Genomic DNA, 21,219 nt, shown 5'->3' on the forward strand with positions numbered 1-21,219 from the left:
CGTGCGCCGACTGCAGGATCGCAAGGACCGACCGGATGTGGTGCGGTAGGCCTAGACGATCCATCGCGTTGTCGGCGGCGTCCTGTGCCTCGCGGCCGTCGTAGAGCGCGGCCGCGAACCGCGTCTTGACCACGGCGGGCGCGACCGCGTTCACCCGGGTGGCCGGGCCCATTTCCAGCGCGAGCGAAGTGGTGAGATGCATGACCGCGGCCTTGGAGACGCCGTAGAAAGCGATACCGGGTTCAGTGCGCAAACCGGCGACCGAGGCGATGTTCACCACGGCGCCGCCGTGCTCGGCCAGCCATGCCCGGTGCGCCTTCTGCACCCACGACAGAGTAGAGAGCACGTTGACCTCGAGGATTTTGCGCGCGGCATCCAGATCCACGTCGAGCAGCGAACCGTACACGGGGTTGATGCCGGTGTTGTTGACCAGCAAGTCGGCGCTGCCGAACGTCTCGATCGCACGTTCGATCGCCTCGTCCTGGTGGGCGGGGTCGTCACCGCGGCCCGCGACGGCCAGGGCCACCTCGGGCCCGCCCAGCTGGGCGACCGCCTCGTCGAGCGCGTCCTGCTTGCGCGCGGTGATCACCACCTTCGCGCCGTCGTCGACGAGCCGCTGGGCGATCGCCAAACCGATGCCGCGGCTGGCGCCGGTGACGATTGCGGTCTTCGCCTCGAAACGCGCACTCATTCTCGGTCTCCCTTGTCCAATGCAATAACTAAGCGCTTGCTTAGACTTTAAGATAACACCTGATTGCTGAATTCGTCACCGGTGTCCTGCCCCGATTCGGATGAGCTTGCGGTTGACGAATTCCTCGATGCCGAATCTGCCCAGCTCCCGGCCGAATCCCGAGTTCTTCACCCCGCCGAAGGGCAGACCGGGTTCATCGGCGCCGACGAGGTTCACGAACACCATGCCGACCTCGAGCTGATCGGCCACGCGGCACGCCTGCTCGGTGTCGGTCGAGTAGATATAGGAGCCGAGACCGTACGGCGTGTCGTTCGCGACCTCGACGGCCTCCGCTTCGGAGCTCACTCGGTAGAGGTGGGCGAAGGGGCCGAAGAATTCTTCCCTGGCCGCCTCGTTGGCGGGATCGATATCGACCAGGACGGTCGGCTCGAATCGGGCTCCGTCGCGCTTGCCGCCGAGAACTACCTTCGCGCCCCCGGCCACCGCGCGCCGCAGTTGGTCCTCCAGGTGTCGCGCGGCCGCCAGCGACGACACCGGGCCGAGCACTGTCTCCGGCGCTGCCGGATCGCCGGGTGTGACCACCGCGAGCCTGCTCACGAGCAGTTCGAGGAATTCGTCGTAGAGTTCATCGATCACAATGAATCGCTTGGCGCCGCAACAGAGCTGGCCCGCGTTCTCGTAGAAGCGGGCCGCCAGCGCCGCGTCGACCGTCGCGGCGAGATCGTCGGTGCTCAGCACGATGAACGGATCGGAACCGCCGAGCTCGAGTACCACCTTCTTGAGGTTGCGGCCTGCGGCTTCGGCGACGAGCGCGCCGACACGTTCGGAACCGGTGACCGAGACACCGTGCACGCGAGGGTCGGCGATGATCCGGTCGATCTGTTGGTAGGTGGCGTATACGTTCGTATACGCACCGACCGGGTAGCCCGCGTCGTCGAAGATCTGCTCGATGGCCGCCGCAGAGGCCGGGCACTGTGCCGCGTGTTTGAGCACGATCGGGTTGCCGACCAGCAGGTTCGGCGCGGCGAAGCGGGCCACCTGGTAGTACGGGTAGTTCCACGGCATGATCCCGAGCAAGGCGCCCAGTGGCGCGCGGCGAACCACCGCCGTGCCCGTACCCCACACCAGGTCGATCGGTTCGTCGGCGAGCAATTCCTGCGCGGAGTCCGCGTAGTACTGGTAGATCGCCGCGCTGAAGTCCACCTCGCCGAGGGCCTGGGTGAGGGGCTTGCCCATCTCCCGGCCGATGACGCGGGCCAGCTCCTCGCGCCGCTCGGTATACAGCGCGGCCACCCGGCCCAGCAATTCGGCGCGCTGCGCGACCGTCGAACGGCGGCCCCAGTCGCGCAGGGCCTGGTCGGCACGATCGAGGACCGTGTCCAGCGCGGCATCGGTCAGCGTGGCGAACTCTTCGACCTTCTCCCCCGTAGCGGGGTCCACAACGGCGTACGTACTCACGGTAGCCTTCCTGATCGCACATCGAGAACGCGACCAGGATCAGGCCGGCGCCGGCCGATGTGGGTAACCCCACCCGAAACGTCCCCCACCCGGGGGAGTCGGCCGGCTACTTCTCCTCCAGCCTGATCGCGCCCTCAGGGCAAGAGCGAACGGCTCGTACGGCTTCGTCGAGGCGCTCGGCCGTCGGCCTGGGCTCGAGAAGCACGGCTTTGCCGGAGTCGTTGTCGATGTCGAACAGGTCCGGGCACTCCATCATGCAGCAAGCACAGCCGGTGCATCTCGCGAGGTCAACAGTCAGATTCAGCGCCATGTCGGCTCTCCTCGGTGCGGAAACAGGTTCGCTCACTATCGACCGGCAGGGCCACGCCGGCGACGGTGTCGCTGAAGGAACACCCATTCGGGGGGCGTGGATCCCGTTGTACCGCAGCAAGTCCAGACCTCCCCCAGTCGGGGGAAGCGCGTGCGCGGTTTCGGCCGGAGATGTGACCTACGTCCTACCTTCACCCGAACCACCGCCTCGGCTCCCTGGAGGAACTATGACGACTCGCGAAGATCCGGCCGCCGATCTCACACTCGGCGATCTGACCGTTTTCGCCGACGGACCACCACACGAGGTGTTCTCGACCTTGCGGGCTCAGTGCCCGGTGCACCGGTCCCCCGGTATCGCGGGCATGCCGGACGAACCCGGCTTCTGGTCGCTCACCCGCGCCGATGACGTGGAGCAGGCCAGCCGCGACTGGAAGACGTTCTCCTCGCACCGGCAGGGCGCGGTCGATCTGACCTATGGTGATCTGCCCGAAGACCTGCAGGAACTCGGCAAGCTCGACATGATCAACCTCGACCCGCCCAAGCACGACCGGATCAAGCAGCTGTTCCTCGGTGGGTTCACCAGAGATCGCATCGCGGCCTTGGAACCGTGGGTCCGCGGGGTCGTCACCACGGTGTTGGACCGGCTGGACGGCACAGACACCTGCGATCTGGTCGCGGACGTGTCCCAGCCCATCGTGGCGCGTGTGATCCACGGCTTCCTCGGGATCCCCGAACAAGACGACGCCAAATGGGCCAAGGACATGTCGCGCTACATCGGCCGCGACGATCCGGACCTGAATCCCGGCGGACTGATGGAATGGGCCGAGGAATTCATGCCCTACCTCATCGGCGAATGCACCGCACTGATCGAGCCGCGCCGAAAGAACCCGAAGGACGACCTGATCAGCATCCTGGTGCACGCCGAGATCGATGGCGAACGCCTCAGCGAGGACGAGATCGTGATGGGCATCCTGCTGCTGATCGTCGCAGGCAACGATTCCACGATGGCCACCTATGTCAGCGCGATGAAGGCGCTGCTCGAGAACCCGGATCAGCGCCGGCTCGTCCTCGACGACATGTCCCTGGTGCGAAGCGCCGTCGAGGAGGCTTTGCGGATGTTCCCGGCGTTCTCCTTCATGCGCCGAACCGCGACCCGCGAAGTGGAGATCGGCGGGCAACTGATCAAGGAGAACGACAAAGTAGTCATGTGGTACACCTCGTCGAACCGCGACGAGTCCCGCTACACCGACCCACATCGTTTCGACGTCACCCGCAACCCGACCCATCAAGCGTTCGGAGCAGGCGGCAGGCATTTCTGCCTGGGCAACGCGCTCGCTCGCCTCGAGTTGCGGGTGATGCTCGAGGAGACGCTGCGGCGGTTCCCGAGGATGGAGATCATCGGTGCCGCGCCCTTCGCGGAGTCCTTCTTCATCAATCAGCACAAAACCCTGCCCGTCCGGCTCGGCTGAGACAGCACGGGTCATTCGAGACATCGGAGAAAAAATTGCCCGAGAACGCTGCTGCTCGCAGTTTCGACGTCACCGTCGTCGGCTGCGGACTGATGGGTTCGGCACTGGCCCGCGCGTTCGCGGCCGGCGGACTGGCCGTGGCCGCGTGGAACCGCACCCCCGCCCGAGCGCGCGCACTGGCAGGCGACAACATCACCCCGGTCGAATCCCTCGCTGACACAGTCGGCATGTCGACACTGGTGGTGGCCTGCACCTCGACCTACGACACCACCCGCGCGGCGCTCGACCCGGTCATCGACTGGGGCGGCGCCGAGCTCGTCAACGTGGGCACGGGGACCCCCGCCGAAGCGGAGGCGATGGCTCACTGGGCCGCCGACCGGCACGTCGGCTACCTCGACGGCGCGATCCTGTGCTACCCGCCTCAGATCGGCACCGAGGACGGGATGATCGTGTACTCCGGTTCCAGCGAAGTCTGGGCCACGCACCGAGACACGCTGTCGCTACTCGGCCCGCACTCGACCTGGGTGTCCGACGACATCACCGGTGCCGGCGCCGCGGAAACCGCGATGACCGGCGCGTTCTACGTCAGCGCCCTCACCGCCTACATCGAGGCGATGACATACGCTCTGGGACACGGGATTTCCCGTGAAACCATGAAGTCCCTGACCCGCGTGGCGATCGCCACGCTGGCCGCTACCGCAGACGAAGCCGTCGATGCCATCGCTGACGATGCCCACCAGACCTCGACCGCCACCCTCGGCGTCTACGCCGAAGGTTGCCGCGCCGCCCTCGGCGCGATCCAGGCCACCGGCCACCGAGCCACCATGCTCGCGACGGCGGTCCAGGCGCTCGGCGAAGCGGAGCGGGCAGGTCTGGGCGACCTCGGGTTCTTCGCGTTGGCGAAGCTGGACGCGTCCCCCATCCGGGTGGCAGATGTGCACGGAAACGGTGCGGAAGGCACATAGGTCCTACGGTCTCTCCCACCCCAAGACCCCGTTCGGCCCAGAAGAGGAGCCATCACCGTGAAGACCCGAGCTGCCATCCTGACCGGCGTCGACCAACCCTTCGAGATCGTCGAGCTCGAACTCGACGGCCCGAAGGAGCACGAAGTCCTCGTCCGCTACGTGGCCGCCGGTCTGTGCCACTCCGACCTGCACCTCGCCCGGGGGGACTTCCCCTCCCGTCTGCCGATCATCGGCGGGCACGAAGGTGCGGGCGTCATCGAGGAGGTCGGCCCCGGAGTCACCAAGGTCCGACCGGGCGATCACGTGCTGACCAGCTTCATTCCCAGCTGCGGTCAGTGCCGCTACTGCCTGACCGGCCGGGCGAACCTATGCGATCTCGGCGCCATCCTGCTCGACGGGCAGCTGCCGGACGGGACCTTCCGTGCCCGGCTCGGCAGCGAAGAGGTCGGCGCGATGTGCTCAGTAGGCAGCTTCGCGCAGTACGGCACGCTGTCGGAGCATTCGGTGGTCAAGATCGATCAGTCGCTGCCACTCGAGAAGGCGGTGCTCGCCTCCTGCGGGGTGCCGACCGGCTGGGGTTCGGCGGTCAACACGGGCAATGTCCGTCCCGGCGACACCACGGTCATCTACGGTTCGGGCGGTGTCGGCATCAACGCCGTGCAGGGTGCGGCCGCCGCGGGCGCCAGGAACGTCGTGGTGATCGACCCGCAGGAGCTCAAACGGGATACGGCCATGAAACTCGGCGCCACCCATGCCTTCGCCGATGCGGAGACCGCGACGGAAGCGGTCATCGAGTTGACTCGGGGCCAGGGCGCCGACCAAGCCATCGTCCTGGTCGGCCACCTCCACGAGGACATCATCCGCTCGGCGTTCGACATCGTCGGCAAGGGGGGAACGATCGTGATCACCGGAATGGGCGTGTTCGAGGCGCCGACCATCCAGCTCCCCGGCGTCGAATTGTCATTGTGGGAGAAGAACGTCAAGGGCAGCCTGTTCGGATCGCTCAACCCCCAGCACGACATCAATCGCCTGCTCGGCCTCTACCAGGCCGGACGCCTGGAGCTGGACGCACTGGTGACCCGCGAATACTCGCTCGCCGAGGTGAACGAAGGCTACGCCGACCTCCTCGCGGGCAAGCTCATTCGCGGCGTGATGATTCACGAGCACTGACCCGTCGCGGCAGGCGCCGCTCGCGCCTGCCATAGCGCATGACGTCGGCCACGATGGACCGAACGACATGCGGTACGCGACGAACGGCCGGATCGGTCGCGCTGGAGCAGGCCCTCGGCTACCGGGAGCGACCAAGGCCGGCCAGTACCGCCAGCGCCGATCGCTCACCTGAGGTAGCGGCGTCGGCCAGCGACGGCAGGTCGAGCTGGTAGTCGCCGGCGAGATAGATGGCGCCGAGCGGGTCGCGCAAGGTGGGGAGCGTCTTGCGTCGGCCGGGCGCCCAGAACGGGACGACTCGGCGGTGCCTGCGCAGGATGGGCTCCCCCAGTTTGCCTTCCAGTTCGGGTAGCACGCTGAGCAGGTCGTTCCTGAAGCGTGACACGATCTCCTCGTCGGGCAGGTCGAGCAACGCGTCGGCTTTGCCGCCACCGGCGAAACAGGCCAGGGCGCCGCCCGGCTTGCGGTCACCACCGGTGCGCAGCGCCGCGGCGTGGTTGAACACCGCCTGGAACGACAGCTGCGGTGCGGAGATGGCGAAGTATTTGTCCCAGCGTTGCGGGCCGGCTTCGTCGGTGAAGAAGCCGACCACCACGTAGCGTCCGTAGGTGATGTCGTTGAACGCGTTGCGGTACTGCTGCGGCAGGTCCGGGATGATCCGCTCGGTGATATCGGCGGGTGCTGTGACGATCGCGCGCTTGGCCCGCAACCGCTTGGGGCGGTCGCCGTCGAGGTAGTCGACGATCACGCCGGCACCGTCGCGGCACACCGATTGCACCACCGAGTTCAGGCGGATACGAGCGCCCAGATCCTCGGTCAGCACGTCGGTCAGCGTCTGGTTGCCGCCGACCGGCAGCGAGAAGTTCGGGACCTTCTCCGGGTCGGTCAGCGCGATGCCGACCGAGTACACGAACTGGGCCGCGGCCGTCTCGTCCGGATCACAGCCCATCCACTGCGCCGACCACGACCGGACGATCGTGGCGGCCAATTCCGAGCGCACGCCGTTCAGCAGATACGACGCCAGCCTGGACTCGAGCCGGGCACGTACACGCTGGGCGAAACGGCTCTGCGACTCGAGAAAGGGCGTGGCGGACAGGATGCGCGCACCGACGACGGCGAGGCCGAGCCGATCCATCATCGTCATGCGTGTGCGGAATATGAGCGCGAGCGGATTCGAGGTATCGACCGTCGAACCGTTCACATACAGCGCGATGCTCTTGCCCGCGAGCGAGCCCATCTCGATGTTGTGCCGGTCGAGGGCGTCGATCAGCGTGCCGGTGCCCTCGGTGAACTGGGTGCCGACATTGATCCAGTAGTCGCCTTGGCGGACGGTGTCAACGCGCCCACCCGTGCGGTCGGTGGACTCGAGCACGACCACCTCGGCCTTGGGCGCGAGGGTGGTCGCGGCCGTCAAACCCGCCATTCCGGCGCCGACGACGACAACCTCAGTGGTTTCTTCCTGGATATTCTGTGTTGCCATTTCAGCTCCTGCCTTTGGCCCGGTCGAAATGAAACTCGTGGATTACGCCGTAACGGCGGCGTCACCGGTCACCGCCGGCGCGGCGACACGCTTGTGGTGAGCATCGAAGGCGCGGTACGCGCGGTAGTACGTGAACATCTGCAGGCCCCAGGTGGACAACGCGAAGATGTAGAAGATGGTGTGCTCCGCGTCGTCGCCCGGAATGTGGACGAAGTCGTAGATAGCCGCGATCAAGAATCCGCACGCCGTCGCGACACCGGCCCACACCGCGTGCCCACGCTCACCGATCTCCCAGAGCCGCTTGGAGAAATAGATCAGGAAGAACGTCGTGAGGACGTTGACCACGATGTAGAAGATCTTGCCCGGGGTGCCGATCTCCTCGGCGTAGGTGCTCAGGACGAAACCGACCACACCCGCCAGGGCGAACGCACCGACGTCGACCGCCGCCGACGGCTTGTACCGGTGGGTGACCGCCATCAACCCGAGCACCAGGATCAGCGTGATGCCGACGGACCGCGAGAAGGCGTCCAGGAAGTAGGCGAACGCGTACATCGGGCTGTCGTGACCTGCTTTGAGCAGCCCGTAGATCAGGAAGTTCGTTCCCGATGTCGCCACGATGATCCACTCGATTCCGAGCAGATAATTCCGGTAGTTCCGAATGAATTTGATGCCGTAGGTGAAACCGACAGCGATCATCCAGATGTCCGCGACCGCGAAAAGCAGTTCCTTGATCGACATTTGATCTTCTCCTTGAAAAGTGCCACCCGCCGACAGCGGCAAGGGGTCGTTTCGTCGACGCCGCCGAGCGATCGAGAACGGGTGGTCGTCTCGCTTCGGCAATGCATGGGTCCGACATCCGGCCGCCGAGCGGGGTGCGCTCGCGTAGCCCCGACGCGGGTCGGGATGTGATGCCGGTCATAACAGTACCGCGAGTCAGTCATATGATCAAGGCAATTGACCCACTAGTTCCAGAACGTACCCCGGGGGGGCCGGCACCGGGTCGCTTGGACACAAAAAAACCGCCGAACCCGCGCGTGCGCAGGTTCGGCGGCCAGGTGGGCGATGTCGTCGAAGGTCGCGCCGGGCCCGCGGGAGACGGCGGCAATCTCCTCCGACACCGCATTGCGGGCGACGCGAGCGGAGTTGCGGAACACGATGACGGCGTCGCGTTATTCCTCACCGCGACCTATGACACGCTCAACCAGCACGGCGAGGTCCGTCAGCACACCACCGCCCGGCTACTGGCCTTCACCCGGGCCTGAGAACCTCACGCCGGCCGTCGAGGGCGAGTGCCTTCATCGACGGCCGGCGTGAACGGACGCGGTGATTATTTTCTGAGCGAGGCCAGACGGTCGGCGGTTCGGTCGGCGAGCCAGCCCATATACAGCGCGGGGTTGCTGACAAAGCTGGGCCAGAACCGCTTGTGGCCGTGCCAGATCGCCTCCAGGTCCGCGTGCCGCGGTGCGCCGGTGACATGGTCGGCGAGCAGGTGTCCCACGTATTGCGCTTGGGCGAAGCCGTGGCCGTTGCAGGCCGCCGAGTAGAGCACGTTCTCGGAGGCCTCACCCGCAACGGGCAGCCAGGTGGAACTCATGCCGATCCAGCCACCCCAGGCCTTCACCGGCTCGATGTCGCGCAGACCGGGGAAGCGGTCATGGAAGCCACGGACGAGGTCGTCGACGACCCGCGGTGCGGGGGTGCGGGCGGGCAGTGGGTTGCGACCCGCCTGGATGCGGCGCGTGCCGAACGCGATGGTTCCGCGCGGGGTGACGCGGTAGCTCTCCAGGATCATGTGCAGCGTCACCATGGGCGCCCGGCTGGTCCAGCCGATCTCGTCGAGTCGCTCGGGCGGGATCGGTTCGGTTTCGACCAGCGAGGTCCACACCGGTGTCGCGAGATACTTGGGCGCGATGGACAGGCTGTTGCTCGCGGCATTGGTGGTCAGTAGCGCCTTGCGGGCCTTGACCTTTCCGTGCGGGGTTGCGACGGTGACCCGGTCACCGGTGTCGACGACGTCGACCGCCGGAGTGGATTCGTAGACGCGCACACCCGCGGCGATGGTGGCGGCGCGCAGGCCGAGAGCGAACTTACCCGGGTTGACAGTGCCGCCGACGCCTTCACGGATCCCACCGAGGAAGCCCTCGGGCAGGCCGGCCTCGGGGCCCTCGACGAACTCGCCCGACGATCCGGCCGCTGCCAGGACCTTCGCGTTGCGGCGCGCGTGCCGCAACTGGCCCTTCGACACCGCGGCCATCACGATGCCTTCCTGCCGGTAGTCGCAGTCGATGGCGTGATGCTTGATTGCGTCCTCGGCGAATTCCACCGCATGCTCGGCGTAGCGGTACAGCTTGCGCAACCGCTCGCGCTTCAGCAGCAACCCCAGCAGCTCCGGGTCGGCGGCGACCGAGTTGGTGATGTAGCCGGCGTTGCGCGAGGTGGCACCCCAGCCCAGTGTCTTCGCTTCGAGCAGCACCACGTCGACGCCTTTCTCGGCGAGGCGCAGGGCGGCCGACATGCCGCCGCCACCGCCGCCGATCACGACGACGTCGCAGTCGATGTCACCGGTGAGCGACGGTTCGACCGTGGTGGGTTGTTCGGCCCAACCGGTGTCGTTGATCAATTCCATGGCGCCTACTCCGTTCCGTCGGCGGGGATGACCGCGGTGCCGCGGGCGCGTACCGCGACCAGGGGTGGATCCAGGATCTGCGCGCGGCCGGTGTCACCGGAGCCCCGGCAGATCACCCGGAGCTCGAAATCGATCGTGCGGCTTCGGTTTCCCTTCTTCACCAGGGTTGCTTCGGCCTCGACGACATCACCGCCCCGGATCGGGGCGAGGAATTCCACCGACGAGTAGCCGGCGAACAGGCCTTCGTGGCCGTCCATTTCGATCGCCAGATTGGTGCCGACATCGCCGAAGAGCTTCAAGGCGTAGGCACCGTCGACGAGGTTACCAGCGTAGTGCGCGTCGGAGAAGGCGACATACCGCCGGTGGAGCGCGCTGCTCATGCGATCTCCTCGTGAATCGGGCCGAGTGTGCGCGACGTCGCTTCGCCGTCGATCGCGACGCCCGGGTAGCCCCGTTTGGCGATCTCGGTGCACATGCGGCGGTACTTGCCGACCCCGCCCAGGTAACCCATGAAAGTGTTGGGCTTGCCCTCGACGTTGGAGCCCCGATACCAGGAGTCGGTAGTGGCGTACAGCGTCTGGGACACGGTCCACTCGGTGATGTCGACCCACTCCTGCTGAGCCTCGGGGGTGGCCTCGATCAGGGTGGATCCGGTGTCGCGGGCGTGTTCGATGAGGTCGGCGATCCAGTCGACGGCCTGCTCGATCGTCACGACCACGTTGCTGGCGAGCGCGGGACTCAGCGGTCCGCCGACCATGAAGAAGTTGGGAAAGTCGGCGGCCATCAATCCGAGATAGGAGCGGATACCGTCACTCCACGCTTCCTGCAGTTTCTTGCCGGACGCACCCGCGAGATCGAGCCCGTAGAGCGGGCCGGTGAAGGCGTCGAACCCGATGGCGAGCACGATGGCGTCCACCTCGTAGATGCCCTTCGAGGTGACGATCGCGTTCTCGGTCATCGTTTCGATCGGCTCGTCACGCAGCGACACCAGCGATACGTTCGGCCGGTTGTAGGTCTCGTAGTAGTCGGTACCGAAGACGCTGCGCTTGGCGCCGAGCGGGTGGTATCTGGGCACGAGCAGTTCCGCCGTGGCGGGGTCTTTCACGATCTCGCGGATCTTGTCGTGGATGAACTCCGACGCGGTCCGGTTTGCTTCCTCGTCGAACAGCAGGTCGGCGAATTCGGCGCCGACACCCAGGAACCCGCTGCGCTTGTAGGCCGCCTCGTAGCGTCGCTGACGCTCGGAGTCCGAGACGTCGAAAGCCCGGTCGGTGACGGGGCGGTCGGGGATGCCACCGGGCGAATGCCTGCACTCCTCACGAATCGCCACGTAGTTCTCCTTGACGGCGGCGACCTGGTCGGGGGCGAGTTCGGCGTTGCGGGCGGGCATCACGTAATTGGGGGTGCGCTGGAAGACCGTGAGGTGTTCGGCGACCTCGGCGATCAGCGGGATCGCCTGCACGCCAGAGGATCCGGTGCCGATGACGGCGACGCGCTTGCCCCTGAGGTCGTCGAGGGAGATGTTCCACCGGCTGGTCGACACCGTCGATCCGGTGAAGTTCGACAGGCCGGGCACGTCGAAGTCCTTGGGAGTGGACAGGCCACCCGCACCCGAGATCAGGTAGCGGCTGCGCCGGACCTCACCGTTGTCGAGCCGCACCTCCCACAGCCGGTCGCCCGCGTTCCAGGTCGAGGCGACGACGCGGGTGTTGAAGGTGAAGTGCTTGCGCAGATCGAAGCGGTCCGCGACGTGCTCGATATAGCCGAGGATCTCGGCCTGCGGGGCGAACCGCTGGCTCCACGTCCACTCCTGCTGGAGTTCCTCGTCGAACGAGTACGAGTAGTAGATGCTCTCGACGTCGCAGCGCGCGCCCGGATAGGTGTTCCAGAACCAGGTGCCGCCGACGCTCGGGCCGGCTTCGAAACCCGCGAAGCTCCAGCCCGCTGTCGTCAGCCGGTGCGAGAGGTACATGCCGGTGAAGCCGGCGCCGACACCGATGACGTCGACGATCTCTGGGGTGGGGGTGGGGTTCATGGCAGAAGCCGCTTTCCTTTGTATGGTCGAACGACTGGATCAAATGACCTAGTTTGAGTACACCAGTGGCACCGGTCACAGTCAAGGGGTGAGGCGGAAATAGTTCCGCGATCGCTACATCGGCAGGGAGGGAGAATCGACGCCGACCACGCGGTCGCCGCAGAACACCCGCACGGATTCACCGGGTGCGTGGCCGCCGATTCCCGAAGTGCCCCAGAAGCTTTGGGCCGATCCGTCGGCCAGGTCGGCGACCTTGGCGCCGTTCACGCGCACCTCACCCGAGAGCACCCGTGAGCCGACCTCGACGGCGCGGTCCAGGTCGCCGCCGAACACGTAGGCGTCCAGACCCGACGGGTTGGCGTTGGCCACCCGCAGGGCGTCCTCGTCGGACTCCACGGCGTGCAGGCTGATGAGCGGACCGAACAGTTCGGCGGTCGCCAGCGACGCGTCGACATCCGTAGCGACGGTGGGCAACAGGAAGAAGCCCTCCAGCCCGGGGAGTTTCGCGGGCTGATGGATGGTCGCACCGTTGGCCCGCAGCTCTTCGATACGGCTCTGCAGCGTCGCGAAATGCGGGGCGTTCGAGATGGGGCCGAGTTCGGTGGTCTCGTCGAGCGAGTTCCCGATCTCGAGGCGGGCGATGCGATCGAGCAGCGCTTCGAGCAGCGGTTCGACCAGGCTCTTGTGCGCCAGCACCTTGCCGGGGCCCTCGCACCACTGACCGTTGAGCTTGGTCATCCCCTCGAGGATGCCGTCGGCGGTCACCTCGATATCCGCGTCATCCAGCACCAAGGCCGGGTTGTTGCCGCCCAGCTCGAGCTGGAGCACCTTGAAATCCTCGGCCGCCGCGCGCGCGATCGCACGGCCCGCGTTCGGGCCGCCGGTGAAGGAGACGACCTTCACGCGCGGGTCGCCGGTCAGGGCCGCGCCCACGTCACCCGCGCCGTGCACGAGCTGCAATGCACCGTCGGGCAGACCGGCCTTGACGAAGCTCTCGACGATGATCTGAGCGCTGCTCGGCGCGTGCTCCGACGGTTTCAGAATGACAGGGCACCCTGCCGCAAGCGCACTCACCATCTTCGCGGCGGGTATGAAGCTGGGCCCATTCCACGGCGTCAGGATGGCGGCGGGACCCCACGGGACCTTGTAGAGCCGCACGTCACGTCCTTCGGCCGTCAGCGCGGTCCGGCGCGGAATGGATCGCAGTTCCGCAGCGGCCGCACGGATCCGGTGCGGCAGGAACTGCGCGACCAGCCGGGCCTTGGCGATCGGCACGCCGCTGGTGAGGGCATCGGTGTAGGCGATGTCCTCGATCCGGGACTCGACGATATCGGCCGCGCGCTCGATGGTTTCGGCGCGATCCTCGCTCGCCGCGTCATCCCAGCGTTCGAAACCGTAGGACTGCTCGGCGTGACGCAGTGCGCGTTCCACATCCGCGGGCGTGGTGGTGACGGCACGGTGCACGGGCAGGCCGGTGTTGGGGTCGAGATTCCAGAGGCCGGGAATGGTCGCGCACTCGGACCAGTCGTCGGCGATGTAGTTGATCGGTTGGGGCAGTCGCGGATTCGTCATGAGAAGCTCCTTCGGCGCGTGGATGGGCGGGGGCTCACACGGTGAGGTCGGCGACGATGCGGGTGACTTCGCCGGACTTCATCGCCTCGAAGCCCTTGTCGATGTCGTGGAACCCGATGACGTCGCTGACCATCTCGTCGAGCAGCAGCCGCCCCTGCTGGTACAGGCGGGCGAATTGGGCGATGTCCTCCTGTGCCTGGCCCGAGCCCATGTAGGAGCCGATGAGACGCTTCTCGGAGAAGAAGAAGTTCCAGGCGGGCAGCGTCAGGTCGGTGCCGTCGGGGGCGATACCGACCAGGCACGCGGTACCGGTGGGACGCAGCACCTCGAGCGCGGTGGCCGCGGTGCGCGCGCTACCGACGGCCTCGAACGAGAAGTCCACGCCGTCGCCGAGCAGGTTCTGGATCTCGGCGGCCACATCCGCCGCACCGTTCACGACGTGGGTGGCGCCGTAGATCTCGGCAGCGGCGAGGCGGGCGTCGTCGAGGTCGACGGCGACGATCGCCGAGGCGCCGGCCAGACGCGCCCCCTGGATGATGGCCGAGCCGACACCGCCGCAACCGATTACGGCGACAGTGGAACCGGGACGCACCTCGGCACCCCGGAACACGGCGCCGACGCCGGTGATGATGCAGCACGAGAGCAGGCAGCCCACATGCAGGCTCACCTCGTCGGCCACCTTCACCAGCGCGTTCTCCCGCATCAGCGTGTGGCGGGAGAAGGCGCCGACATCGCCGAGCCGGTGGACGACCCGGCCGTCGGGTGTCTGGAAGGCAGGCCGGGGCCGCTGCCGGATCTCGGTGATGCGCTGACACTGGGTCGAGTGTCCGACCTGGCAGTTGCGGCACAGCCCGCACGAGGGAGTGAGGGCACCGACGACGCGGTCGCCGGGACGCAACGTGGTGACCGCGGAGCCGACCGACTCGACCACCCCCGCCACCTCGTGCCCGACCACCACGGGCAGGTCGGCGCCGACGGTTCCGGTCATGTAGTGCAGATCGCTGTGGCACAGTCCGACATTCGAGACCGCGAGCCGGACCTCGTGGGGTTCCGGGTCGTCGACCAGGATCTCGGTGAACTCCAGCGGTTGCTCGACCGCCGTGAGGACAGCTGCTTCGGTGGTGATCATGATCGACTCCGATCTCGGTTGTTCTGCGCGGGCGCCGAGGACGCCGCATTCTTCGATGTCCAGAAGCCCTCGATGCCTTCGCTGAAGGCGCCGGACTCCCAGGCCTGGCGGGCGGCGTCGTCCTCGCGGGCGAACGCCGCCTCGATGTCGGCGGGCAGCGGGCGCAGCAGGCCGAGGTGCAATGCGGTGATCCGGGGATCGGAGTTCCACTGCCGGACCACCTCGACGGCGCGGCCGACCAGAATCTCCGGGACGACGATCTCGTCGAGCAGCCCGATCCGCAGCGCTTCCTCGGCACCGATCCGCTGGGATCCGAGGATGATTCGCATCGCGTGGTTGCCGACCAGCCGGCCCATCAGAAGGCTCGACGCGTTGGAGATGATGATCCCGCGGTGGTTCTCCGGCTGGAAGTACTCGGCGGCCGGGCTGCCGATCCGCCCGTCACAGCACAGCGTGATCTCCGAGGCGCCGCCGACGGCGATCCCGTTCACGGCCGCGATCACCGGGATCTTCGTCTCGAGGATCGCGCGGGTGATGTCGTGGAAGGTGGCGAAAGCCTCCCGGATCTCCGCGTAGCTGGATGGCACGGCCTGGAGGTCCTCACCCGCGGAAAAAGCCCGGCCGTTGCCGGTGAGCACGATCCCGCGCACCAGATCACCGGTCCCGAAATGACGGATGGTCTGCGCGAGCAGCACCCGGGTGGCCACATCCAGCGCGTTCAGCTTCGCCGGGCGGTTCAGTGTGAGCACCGCGACGTCGTCATCGATGTGTACTTCCAGATAGTCGTCGGTCATATCCGGCTCCTCAGTCGCGCGGCGGTTGCAAGTCGTAGGTGGTGCCGGGCCGCTCGGCGGCGCGCGCCTTCAGCGCGGGTTTGGACACGCGTTCGGACGGAGTTCGCGGGAAATCGGCGACGAATTCCAGGTACCGAGGAACCTTGAAGCGCGCCAGCTGGTTTCGCGCATCGTCGAGAATGCGCTGCGCGGTGTCACGGCATTCCGCCACGCCGGAAGCCAGTTGCACGAAGGCCTTGACCTCCTCGCCGAACAGCTCGTCCGGCACGCCGACGACGGCCGTCGCGACGACGCGGTCGTCGCGTTCGAGCACACGTTCGACCTCCGCACTGGCGATGTTCTCCCCGCCCCGGCGGACCATGTCCTTGAGCCGCCCCACCAGGCGGTAGCTACCCGCCTCGCGGACCGCGACGTCGCCGGTGTGCAGCCGGCCGTCGCGCAGGACCCGCGCGGTGTCCTCGGGCCGGTTCCAGTAGCCGAGCATCATGGGCTTACCGGAGGTGACGAGTTCGCCGGACTCACCCTCGCCCACTTCGCGGCCCTGCGGGTCGACCACCCGGACCTGCTTGGTCGGCACCGGCCGGCCCAGCCGTCCGCTGCCGACGTTCTCGGTGGCCTCGGGCAGGCTCACCAGGTCGACGCCGGTCTCGGTCATCCCGAAGATCTCCCGCCACGGCGCGCCCCATCGCTGTTCGAGCTCCGCGTGCAGCGCGGCGGGGATGGCCGAGCACAGCACGATGCGCAGGTCGTTGTCGCGGTCCTGTGGCGTGGGCGGCTGCTTGAACAGCAGCGTCGGCATGGAACCGAGCACATAGACGAAGGTCGCCCGGTGTTTGCGGACATCGGCCATGAAACCGGACGCGGAGAACCGGGGCAGCACCACCAGCGGCGCCCCCACCGTGAGGCACAGCGCGGTGTTCCACTGCGGATCCATGTAGGAGAACGGCTGCGAGGTGAGCGCCACATCCTCGGCGCCGAGGCCGGCGGCGTTCGCGCACACCCAGCCGAGCCGGGTCCAGTAGTCGTGGGTCAGCATGCAGGCCTTGGGGAAACCGGTTGTTCCCGAGGTGTATTGCAGGTTCGCGAGGGTCTCGCCGGTGACGGCGACCGCCGGCCGGCGCGCCGGGTAGTCCGCGAGCGCGCCGGGTGCCGGCACATCGAGGATCCGGACGTCGGCCAGCTCGTTGTTCGCGGCACGCACCTCGTCGACCAGCGCGGCGTGCTCGGAGTCGGTGAACAGCACCCGGGCGCCGGAATCCTGGAGGACGAATTCCAGGTCCGCCCGCTGATACGACGAGTTCACCGGAACCGTCACCGCGCCCGCCTCGAGGATCGCCAGCCAGGCGACCGGCCACTGCACGACGTTGGGCAACATGATCGCGACCCGGTCCCCTGGTCGGACACCGTCGTCGGTGGCCAGTCGCTGGGCCAGCCGTGAGGTCCAGTCGTCGATCTCGGCGAAGGTCCAGGACCCGTCCGCGAACCGCAGGAATTCACGGTCGGGCGCACGGACGGCCTGGTCGGCCAGCAGGCCGACGAGGGTGTCGATCGGCGGAGCCACGGCCAGGCGATCGAGCGCGATCGCGCGTTCGGGGTGGACCGATTCGACTTGGGTCATGTCGTCCTCTTCACGGGGTAGCAGGTGGTAGGTCGCCGATCGACCTGCAATCGCCGGGCTGCGATGCCGGCGGGGGCACGCGCGCCGTCACGGATGGCTCTCGATGGGCCGGGTCGCCAGGAAATGTGAGGCCTGCCATAACGGTAGCGGTAGTGGGTCATTTGATCAAGGCAAACGACCCACTAATTCGGCGAAGCTCACCGGACGCCCCACCTCGGACCAGTTACAGACTGGTAATATCGAATTTGACTTGATCAATCGTTCAGATCGGATCCGAAGGAGTTCCGCATGGCTCGTATCCCCGCCGCCGAACGTCGCGCCGAGCTGGTGGCCGCGGCCGTGCGCGTGATCGCCGCCCACGGGGTGGACGGAGCCACCACGCGCCGCATCGCCGAGGAGGCGGACGCTCCGCTGGCCACGCTGCACTACTGCTTCGCCACCAAGGAGGTGCTGTTCGCGGCGGTCTTCGAATACCTCGCCGGCGAGTACCGCGAGGTACTCAACCGCAGCGATGTCCACAGCGACGCGCAGAACACCGCTCGGGGATTGCTACGCGGCGTGCTGCAGTGGTATCTGGAGAATCCGGACTTCGGCGCGACCATCCTCGAGCTGATCAGCTGGGGTCAGCGTGAAGGCGAGCAGGCCGAGATCGTGTACAACGCGGCCTACGCGACCATGCGCACGATCATCGAAGGCACCACGACCGCCGCGGGCCGACCGATCGACCCGGACACGATCGACCAGCTGATCTACGTGGTGTCCGCGCTGTCCGATGGCTTCGCCCTCAACTGGCTGGTGTTCACCGATGACGCAGCGGCGCGGGCACAGGTGGAACTCACCGTCGGCGTCCTCGACGCATGGATGGCAGCCAACCTCGGCGAGGTCGCCGCACCCGCGGTCCGGCCGGCGGATATCGCGCCCGAACCGGACATGCGATCGCTGGTGTCCTGGGTGCGCATGGATTGACCGCGTCGACACAGCAGCACTGTGGCCGCCACCGAAAAGATGACGGCCACAGTGGTTTACGCTTCGCTCAGCGCCGCTCGCCCGCCGCGTCGACGAGCCAGCGCAGCGCGCCGTCGTCGCTTTCCATCCACTCGGGATGCCATTGCACCCCGAGCACCGCGGCCCCGGGGAGCTCGATGGTCTCGGCGACACCGTCGTCGGTCCGACCGGTGACCACCAGCCCGTCCCCGCAGATATCGACCGCCTGGTGGTGCCACGAATTGGTCACCAGCCGATCGCCGAACACCCTCTGGGCGATCGTCCCCGCGTCGAAGGTGACGAGGTGCCCGGGATCGCCGTCCGACAGCGGCCCCGCCGACATGAGGTGCTTGATCGGCCCGACCGGCAGGTCGGGAATCAGCGTGCCGCCGAGGGTCACATTGAGCACCTGCATGCCCCGGCACACCCCGAGCAGCGGGATCTGCCGCTGCAGCGCCACCCGGGTCAACGCGATCTCGAACTCGTCCCGGCCGGGATCGTGGACGGAGGGGTCAGCGACCGGATCGATCTCGCCGACCACCGACTCGTCCCCACCCCAGCAGCTCGGATGCACGTCCTGACCACCGGTGATCACCACACCGGACAACCAGTCACCCAACGCCGCCGGATCCGCGTCGTAGGGCAGCATCACCGGCACACCGCCCGCGCGCGTGATCCGCTCCGCGAAATCGGCGAAGAAGGCATCGGTGAGACGCTGGCTGTACCCGGGGTGACTGCCCTGGATCAGCCCCATCCTGAACCGCCTGCCCGTCAGCCCGATCAGCGGCCTCGCGGCGGTCGAGCGCGCGGTCACGGGAACTCGAAGTAGCGCGTGGACTCCCACTCCGACAGCTCGGCGAACGGGTCACCGCCGGTCGTGTGGAACTGCATCCACTCCCAGCGCCGCGTGCCGACCCAGTAGTCGACGAACTCGGCACCGAGCTGCTCGCGCAGGATCGGGTCGGCCTCGAGCGCGTCGGCGGCCTTGGTGATGGTGTCGGGCAGCCGTTCGAGGTCGGGCGCGCACCAGGCCATATCGCTGATCGGCTCGGCCGGTTCGAGCTTGCCGTCGATCCCGGCGAGCACGCCGCCCAGAATCGTCGCCACCGCGAGGTACAGGTTGGCGTCGGCACCGGGAACGCGGTACTCGAGGCGGGAGTACTTCGGGTGTCCGCAGACCGCGCGCACCGCGGTGGTCTTGTTGGCGATGCCCCAGGTCACCGTGGTCGGCGGTCCGCTCAGGTCGACCAGACGACGGTAGGAGGTGATCTGCGGAAGCATCACCGAGGTCGCGCCGCGCATCGTCGCGAGCAACCCCGCGACCGCGTGCCGCATGGTGTCCGACGGCCCGTCGGCGGCGTAGAACGCGTTGACGCCGTCGCGCTGCAGCGACAGGTTCACATGCGAGGCCTGACCGTAGCCCGCGGTCGGCTTGGCCATGAAAGTGACGGTGTGACCGAGCTCGAAGGCCACCTCACGCATCACCTGCCGGGCGCGAGCCCAGTTGTCACACACCGAGATCGGGTCGGCGGGAACGAGATTGAGCTCGACCTGACCGGCCGCGTCCTCATCGCTCCACGCCTCCCACTCGATACCGATCTCCTCGAGCCGCCGCGCGACCGCCGACATGTAGTCGACCCAGTCCTTCGACTTCGCCAGGTTGTAGGCGGTGCCCGCGGAGCCGCCGAGCGGGGTCAGATCGCGGTATCCCTTCGCCCTCGCCTCATGCACCGACTCCTGGAACAGGGTGGCTTCGATCTCGACCGCGACAGTGGCGGTGAAACCACGGGTGGCGAGCCGGTCGACCATCGCGCGCGCGAGATTGCGCGGACAGGTACCGATCGGGGAACCGTTGGCCTGCCAGTAGTCGCCGATCACCGACTGCACACCGGGCGCCCACTGCACCAGCGTGGACATGTCGGGCCGGAACTGCAGATCGGCGAGATGACCACGCCAGTCGGGGTAGGCGAAACCGAGAGTCGGCGCGTTGCCCAGGTCGAGACCGAACAGCAGGTCGGCCATCGCAAAACCCGATTCCGCGCACGCGGCGAACTTCGCGGGCGAGACGTTCTTGCCATGGAAGGAGCCGTCATGGTTGGTCGACTCGATCCGGACCGTGTGCACGCCCGGATCGGGAACCGTTGCGGTGGTGGCGATTTCAGACATCGTAACGAACCTTCCAGGATGCGGCGACCAACACCGACAGCTGCGAGAGCGTGCCACGCACGCCGATGAGGCCGGTGGACAGGGCCGCGAGCAGATCGACCGCACCGGTGAAGACTGCCGCCAGCAGATCCGGCGGGCCCGCGATGACGTACTGGGTCTCCCCCTCGCCCGCGATGACCTGGTCGATACCGTCGGGGCCCTCGATGACGGCGACCAGCACGTCGGGGATGCCCGGGACCGACCGGGCCTTGTCCCAGAAGCTCACCGCGGCGGTCTTCCAGTCCGGCAGCGGCGGCGACAGCAGCGCGGTGGCCACGGCGATGAACTCGGCGGAGCCGACGGGCTCGCCGACCGGGGCGAAGAACTGGTTCAGGTCGACGGTTACGTCGAGATCGGGCTCGCCGAACACGCCGCCCGACACCGCGATGGCACCATCGGCCAGGGTGATCGTCGCGGCCTGCGGGGTGTCGTGGGAGCGGATCGCGAGCGCGCCTTCCAGCCCGGCGGGCAGGAGGGAGCTGTCGGCGCGGAGGGAATCGGTGATGGCCCGGGCGATCAATCGGACGATCGGACTTGCGTCGTTCTCGATCCGGATGTCGACCCCGCCGACCGCGTCGGCCCCGCGCGTCGCGGGACCGATCGTCGTTTCGGTCATCTTGTTGTCCTTTCGATGCGACGAGATCGCGTGCGCGGTACACCGTCGACAGCGGATCCCAAATGGTACGTGAACTTCTAGTCAAATGTCTGGGTCACGTG

19 protein-coding genes and 1 pseudogene are annotated in these 21,219 nt (G+C 67.3%); 4 read left to right on the forward strand and 16 right to left on the reverse strand.

All coding sequences use genetic code 11. The annotated features are described in order from the left end of the window. The 3 genes from ACLML9_RS07050 to ACLML9_RS07060 all read right to left on the reverse strand — a co-directional run. A partial coding sequence (locus ACLML9_RS07050; protein ID WP_411944724.1) for an SDR family oxidoreductase occupies positions 1-691 on the reverse strand: 691 nt, incomplete at its 3' end. A 75-nt stretch (positions 692-766) separates the two neighbouring features. After that, positions 767-2,149: an NAD-dependent succinate-semialdehyde dehydrogenase gene (locus ACLML9_RS07055; RefSeq protein ID WP_411944725.1), complete on the reverse strand. Its 1,383-nt coding sequence runs from the start codon at positions 2,147-2,149 to the stop codon at positions 767-769. 106 nt (positions 2,150-2,255) lie between these two features. Then, a complete protein-coding gene (locus tag ACLML9_RS07060) occupies positions 2,256-2,459 on the reverse strand; it encodes a ferredoxin (RefSeq protein ID WP_411944726.1) in 204 nt (67 codons plus the stop codon). Between the two features lie 226 nt (positions 2,460-2,685). Here ACLML9_RS07060 and ACLML9_RS07065 point away from each other — a divergent pair, with 226 nt between their 5' ends. From ACLML9_RS07065 to ACLML9_RS07075, 3 genes are read left to right on the forward strand one after another with little or no spacing between them, the layout of a single operon-like run. Then, positions 2,686-3,927 carry a cytochrome P450 gene (locus ACLML9_RS07065; RefSeq protein ID WP_411944727.1) on the forward strand — a complete coding sequence of 414 codons (1,242 nt, stop codon included), beginning with the start codon at positions 2,686-2,688 and terminating at the stop codon, positions 3,925-3,927. A gap of 35 nt (positions 3,928-3,962) precedes the next feature. Next, positions 3,963-4,892: an NAD(P)-binding domain-containing protein gene (locus tag ACLML9_RS07070; RefSeq protein ID WP_411944728.1), complete on the forward strand. Its 930-nt coding sequence runs from the start codon at positions 3,963-3,965 to the stop codon at positions 4,890-4,892. A 57-nt stretch (positions 4,893-4,949) separates the two neighbouring features. Beyond that, positions 4,950-6,062 (forward strand): NDMA-dependent alcohol dehydrogenase, encoded by a 1,113-nt coding sequence (locus ACLML9_RS07075; protein ID WP_411944729.1) that lies wholly within the window; start codon positions 4,950-4,952, stop codon positions 6,060-6,062. Positions 6,063-6,180: 118 nt separating this feature from the next. On the opposite strand, the gene ACLML9_RS07080 is transcribed toward ACLML9_RS07075, so the two are convergent. The 10 genes and pseudogenes from ACLML9_RS07080 to ACLML9_RS07125 form a co-directional block, all read right to left on the reverse strand. After that, positions 6,181-7,539 carry a flavin monoamine oxidase family protein gene (locus tag ACLML9_RS07080; protein WP_411944730.1) on the reverse strand — a complete coding sequence of 453 codons (1,359 nt, stop codon included), beginning with the start codon at positions 7,537-7,539 and terminating at the stop codon, positions 6,181-6,183. Between the two features lie 42 nt (positions 7,540-7,581). Beyond that, on the reverse strand, positions 7,582-8,277 hold the full coding sequence (locus ACLML9_RS07085; protein WP_411944731.1) for a transporter: 696 nt from the start codon (positions 8,275-8,277) through the stop codon (positions 7,582-7,584). 308 nt (positions 8,278-8,585) lie between these two features. After that, positions 8,586-8,690, reverse strand: a pseudogene (locus tag ACLML9_RS07090) (nitronate monooxygenase); the annotation flags it as partial. Between the two features lie 176 nt (positions 8,691-8,866). Further along, complete coding sequence (locus ACLML9_RS07095) at positions 8,867-10,165, reverse strand: NAD(P)/FAD-dependent oxidoreductase (protein WP_411944732.1); 1,299 nt, start codon at positions 10,163-10,165, stop codon at positions 8,867-8,869. Between the two features lie 5 nt (positions 10,166-10,170). Continuing rightward, entirely contained in the window at positions 10,171-10,545 is a 375-nt protein-coding gene (locus tag ACLML9_RS07100; RefSeq protein WP_411944733.1) for a hotdog domain-containing protein, read from the reverse strand. After that, a complete protein-coding gene (locus tag ACLML9_RS07105; protein ID WP_411944734.1) occupies positions 10,542-12,200 on the reverse strand; it encodes a flavin-containing monooxygenase in 1,659 nt (552 codons plus the stop codon). The genes ACLML9_RS07100 and ACLML9_RS07105 overlap by 4 nt, the downstream gene beginning before the upstream one ends. Before the next feature lie 114 nt (positions 12,201-12,314). After that, on the reverse strand, positions 12,315-13,772 hold the full coding sequence (locus ACLML9_RS07110; protein WP_411944735.1) for an aldehyde dehydrogenase family protein: 1,458 nt from the start codon (positions 13,770-13,772) through the stop codon (positions 12,315-12,317). 34 nt (positions 13,773-13,806) lie between these two features. Next, entirely contained in the window at positions 13,807-14,901 is a 1,095-nt protein-coding gene (locus ACLML9_RS07115; RefSeq protein WP_411944736.1) for a Zn-dependent alcohol dehydrogenase, read from the reverse strand. Next, on the reverse strand, positions 14,898-15,695 hold the full coding sequence (locus ACLML9_RS07120; RefSeq protein ID WP_411944737.1) for an enoyl-CoA hydratase/isomerase family protein: 798 nt from the start codon (positions 15,693-15,695) through the stop codon (positions 14,898-14,900). Before ACLML9_RS07120 ends, ACLML9_RS07115 begins: the two co-directional genes overlap by 4 nt. A gap of 10 nt (positions 15,696-15,705) precedes the next feature. Continuing rightward, on the reverse strand, positions 15,706-17,313 hold the full coding sequence (locus ACLML9_RS07125; protein ID WP_411944738.1) for a class I adenylate-forming enzyme family protein: 1,608 nt from the start codon (positions 17,311-17,313) through the stop codon (positions 15,706-15,708). 288 nt (positions 17,314-17,601) lie between these two features. On the opposite strand from ACLML9_RS07125, the gene ACLML9_RS07130 reads away from it, so the two are divergent. Beyond that, positions 17,602-18,279 (forward strand): TetR/AcrR family transcriptional regulator, encoded by a 678-nt coding sequence (locus ACLML9_RS07130; RefSeq protein WP_411944739.1) that lies wholly within the window; start codon positions 17,602-17,604, stop codon positions 18,277-18,279. A gap of 67 nt (positions 18,280-18,346) precedes the next feature. On the opposite strand, the gene ACLML9_RS07135 is transcribed toward ACLML9_RS07130, so the two are convergent. Genes ACLML9_RS07135 through ACLML9_RS07145 form a run of 3 tightly spaced genes read right to left on the reverse strand, consistent with a single transcriptional unit; the run spans position 18,347 to position 21,118 of the window. Further along, the gene (locus tag ACLML9_RS07135; RefSeq protein ID WP_411944740.1) at positions 18,347-19,051 is read right to left on the reverse strand and encodes a gamma-glutamyl-gamma-aminobutyrate hydrolase family protein; all 705 of its coding nucleotides are present in this window, start codon (positions 19,049-19,051) and stop codon (positions 18,347-18,349) included. Positions 19,052-19,107: 56 nt separating this feature from the next. Beyond that, complete coding sequence (locus ACLML9_RS07140; RefSeq protein ID WP_411944741.1) at positions 19,108-20,463, reverse strand: glutamine synthetase family protein; 1,356 nt, start codon at positions 20,461-20,463, stop codon at positions 19,108-19,110. Further along, the gene (locus tag ACLML9_RS07145) at positions 20,456-21,118 is read right to left on the reverse strand and encodes a hypothetical protein (protein ID WP_411944742.1); all 663 of its coding nucleotides are present in this window, start codon (positions 21,116-21,118) and stop codon (positions 20,456-20,458) included. Before ACLML9_RS07145 ends, ACLML9_RS07140 begins: the two co-directional genes overlap by 8 nt. Positions 21,119-21,219 lie beyond the last annotated feature (101 nt).

It is taken from the genome of Nocardia sp. NPDC002869, assembly GCF_046764065.1.
Lineage (GTDB): Bacteria > Actinomycetota > Actinomycetes > Mycobacteriales > Mycobacteriaceae > Nocardia > Nocardia rhamnosiphila.

What these genes read in the sequence shown, in the direction of transcription:
- ACLML9_RS07120 (WP_411944737.1), bottom strand. Translation starts at nt 15,695, where the DNA reads ATGACCGACGACTATCTGGAAGTACACATCGATGACGACGTCGCGGTG.
- ACLML9_RS07115 (WP_411944736.1), bottom strand. Translation starts at nt 14,901, where the DNA reads ATGATCACCACCGAAGCAGCTGTCCTCACGGCGGTCGAGCAACCGCTG.
- ACLML9_RS07140 (WP_411944741.1), bottom strand. Translation starts at nt 20,463, where the DNA reads ATGTCTGAAATCGCCACCACCGCAACGGTTCCCGATCCGGGCGTGCAC.
- ACLML9_RS07085 (WP_411944731.1), bottom strand. Translation starts at nt 8,277, where the DNA reads ATGTCGATCAAGGAACTGCTTTTCGCGGTCGCGGACATCTGGATGATC.
- ACLML9_RS07065 (WP_411944727.1), top strand. Translation starts at nt 2,686, where the DNA reads ATGACGACTCGCGAAGATCCGGCCGCCGATCTCACACTCGGCGATCTG.
- ACLML9_RS07110 (WP_411944735.1), bottom strand. Translation starts at nt 13,772, where the DNA reads ATGACGAATCCGCGACTGCCCCAACCGATCAACTACATCGCCGACGAC.
- ACLML9_RS07125 (WP_411944738.1), bottom strand. Translation starts at nt 17,313, where the DNA reads ATGACCCAAGTCGAATCGGTCCACCCCGAACGCGCGATCGCGCTCGAT.
- ACLML9_RS07145 (WP_411944742.1), bottom strand. Translation starts at nt 21,118, where the DNA reads ATGACCGAAACGACGATCGGTCCCGCGACGCGCGGGGCCGACGCGGTC.
- ACLML9_RS07100 (WP_411944733.1), bottom strand. Translation starts at nt 10,545, where the DNA reads ATGAGCAGCGCGCTCCACCGGCGGTATGTCGCCTTCTCCGACGCGCAC.
- ACLML9_RS07095 (WP_411944732.1), bottom strand. Translation starts at nt 10,165, where the DNA reads ATGGAATTGATCAACGACACCGGTTGGGCCGAACAACCCACCACGGTC.
- ACLML9_RS07130 (WP_411944739.1), top strand. Translation starts at nt 17,602, where the DNA reads ATGGCTCGTATCCCCGCCGCCGAACGTCGCGCCGAGCTGGTGGCCGCG.
- ACLML9_RS07135 (WP_411944740.1), bottom strand. Translation starts at nt 19,051, where the DNA reads ATGGGGCTGATCCAGGGCAGTCACCCCGGGTACAGCCAGCGTCTCACC.
- ACLML9_RS07105 (WP_411944734.1), bottom strand. Translation starts at nt 12,200, where the DNA reads ATGAACCCCACCCCCACCCCAGAGATCGTCGACGTCATCGGTGTCGGC.
- ACLML9_RS07080 (WP_411944730.1), bottom strand. Translation starts at nt 7,539, where the DNA reads ATGGCAACACAGAATATCCAGGAAGAAACCACTGAGGTTGTCGTCGTC.
- ACLML9_RS07060 (WP_411944726.1), bottom strand. Translation starts at nt 2,459, where the DNA reads ATGGCGCTGAATCTGACTGTTGACCTCGCGAGATGCACCGGCTGTGCT.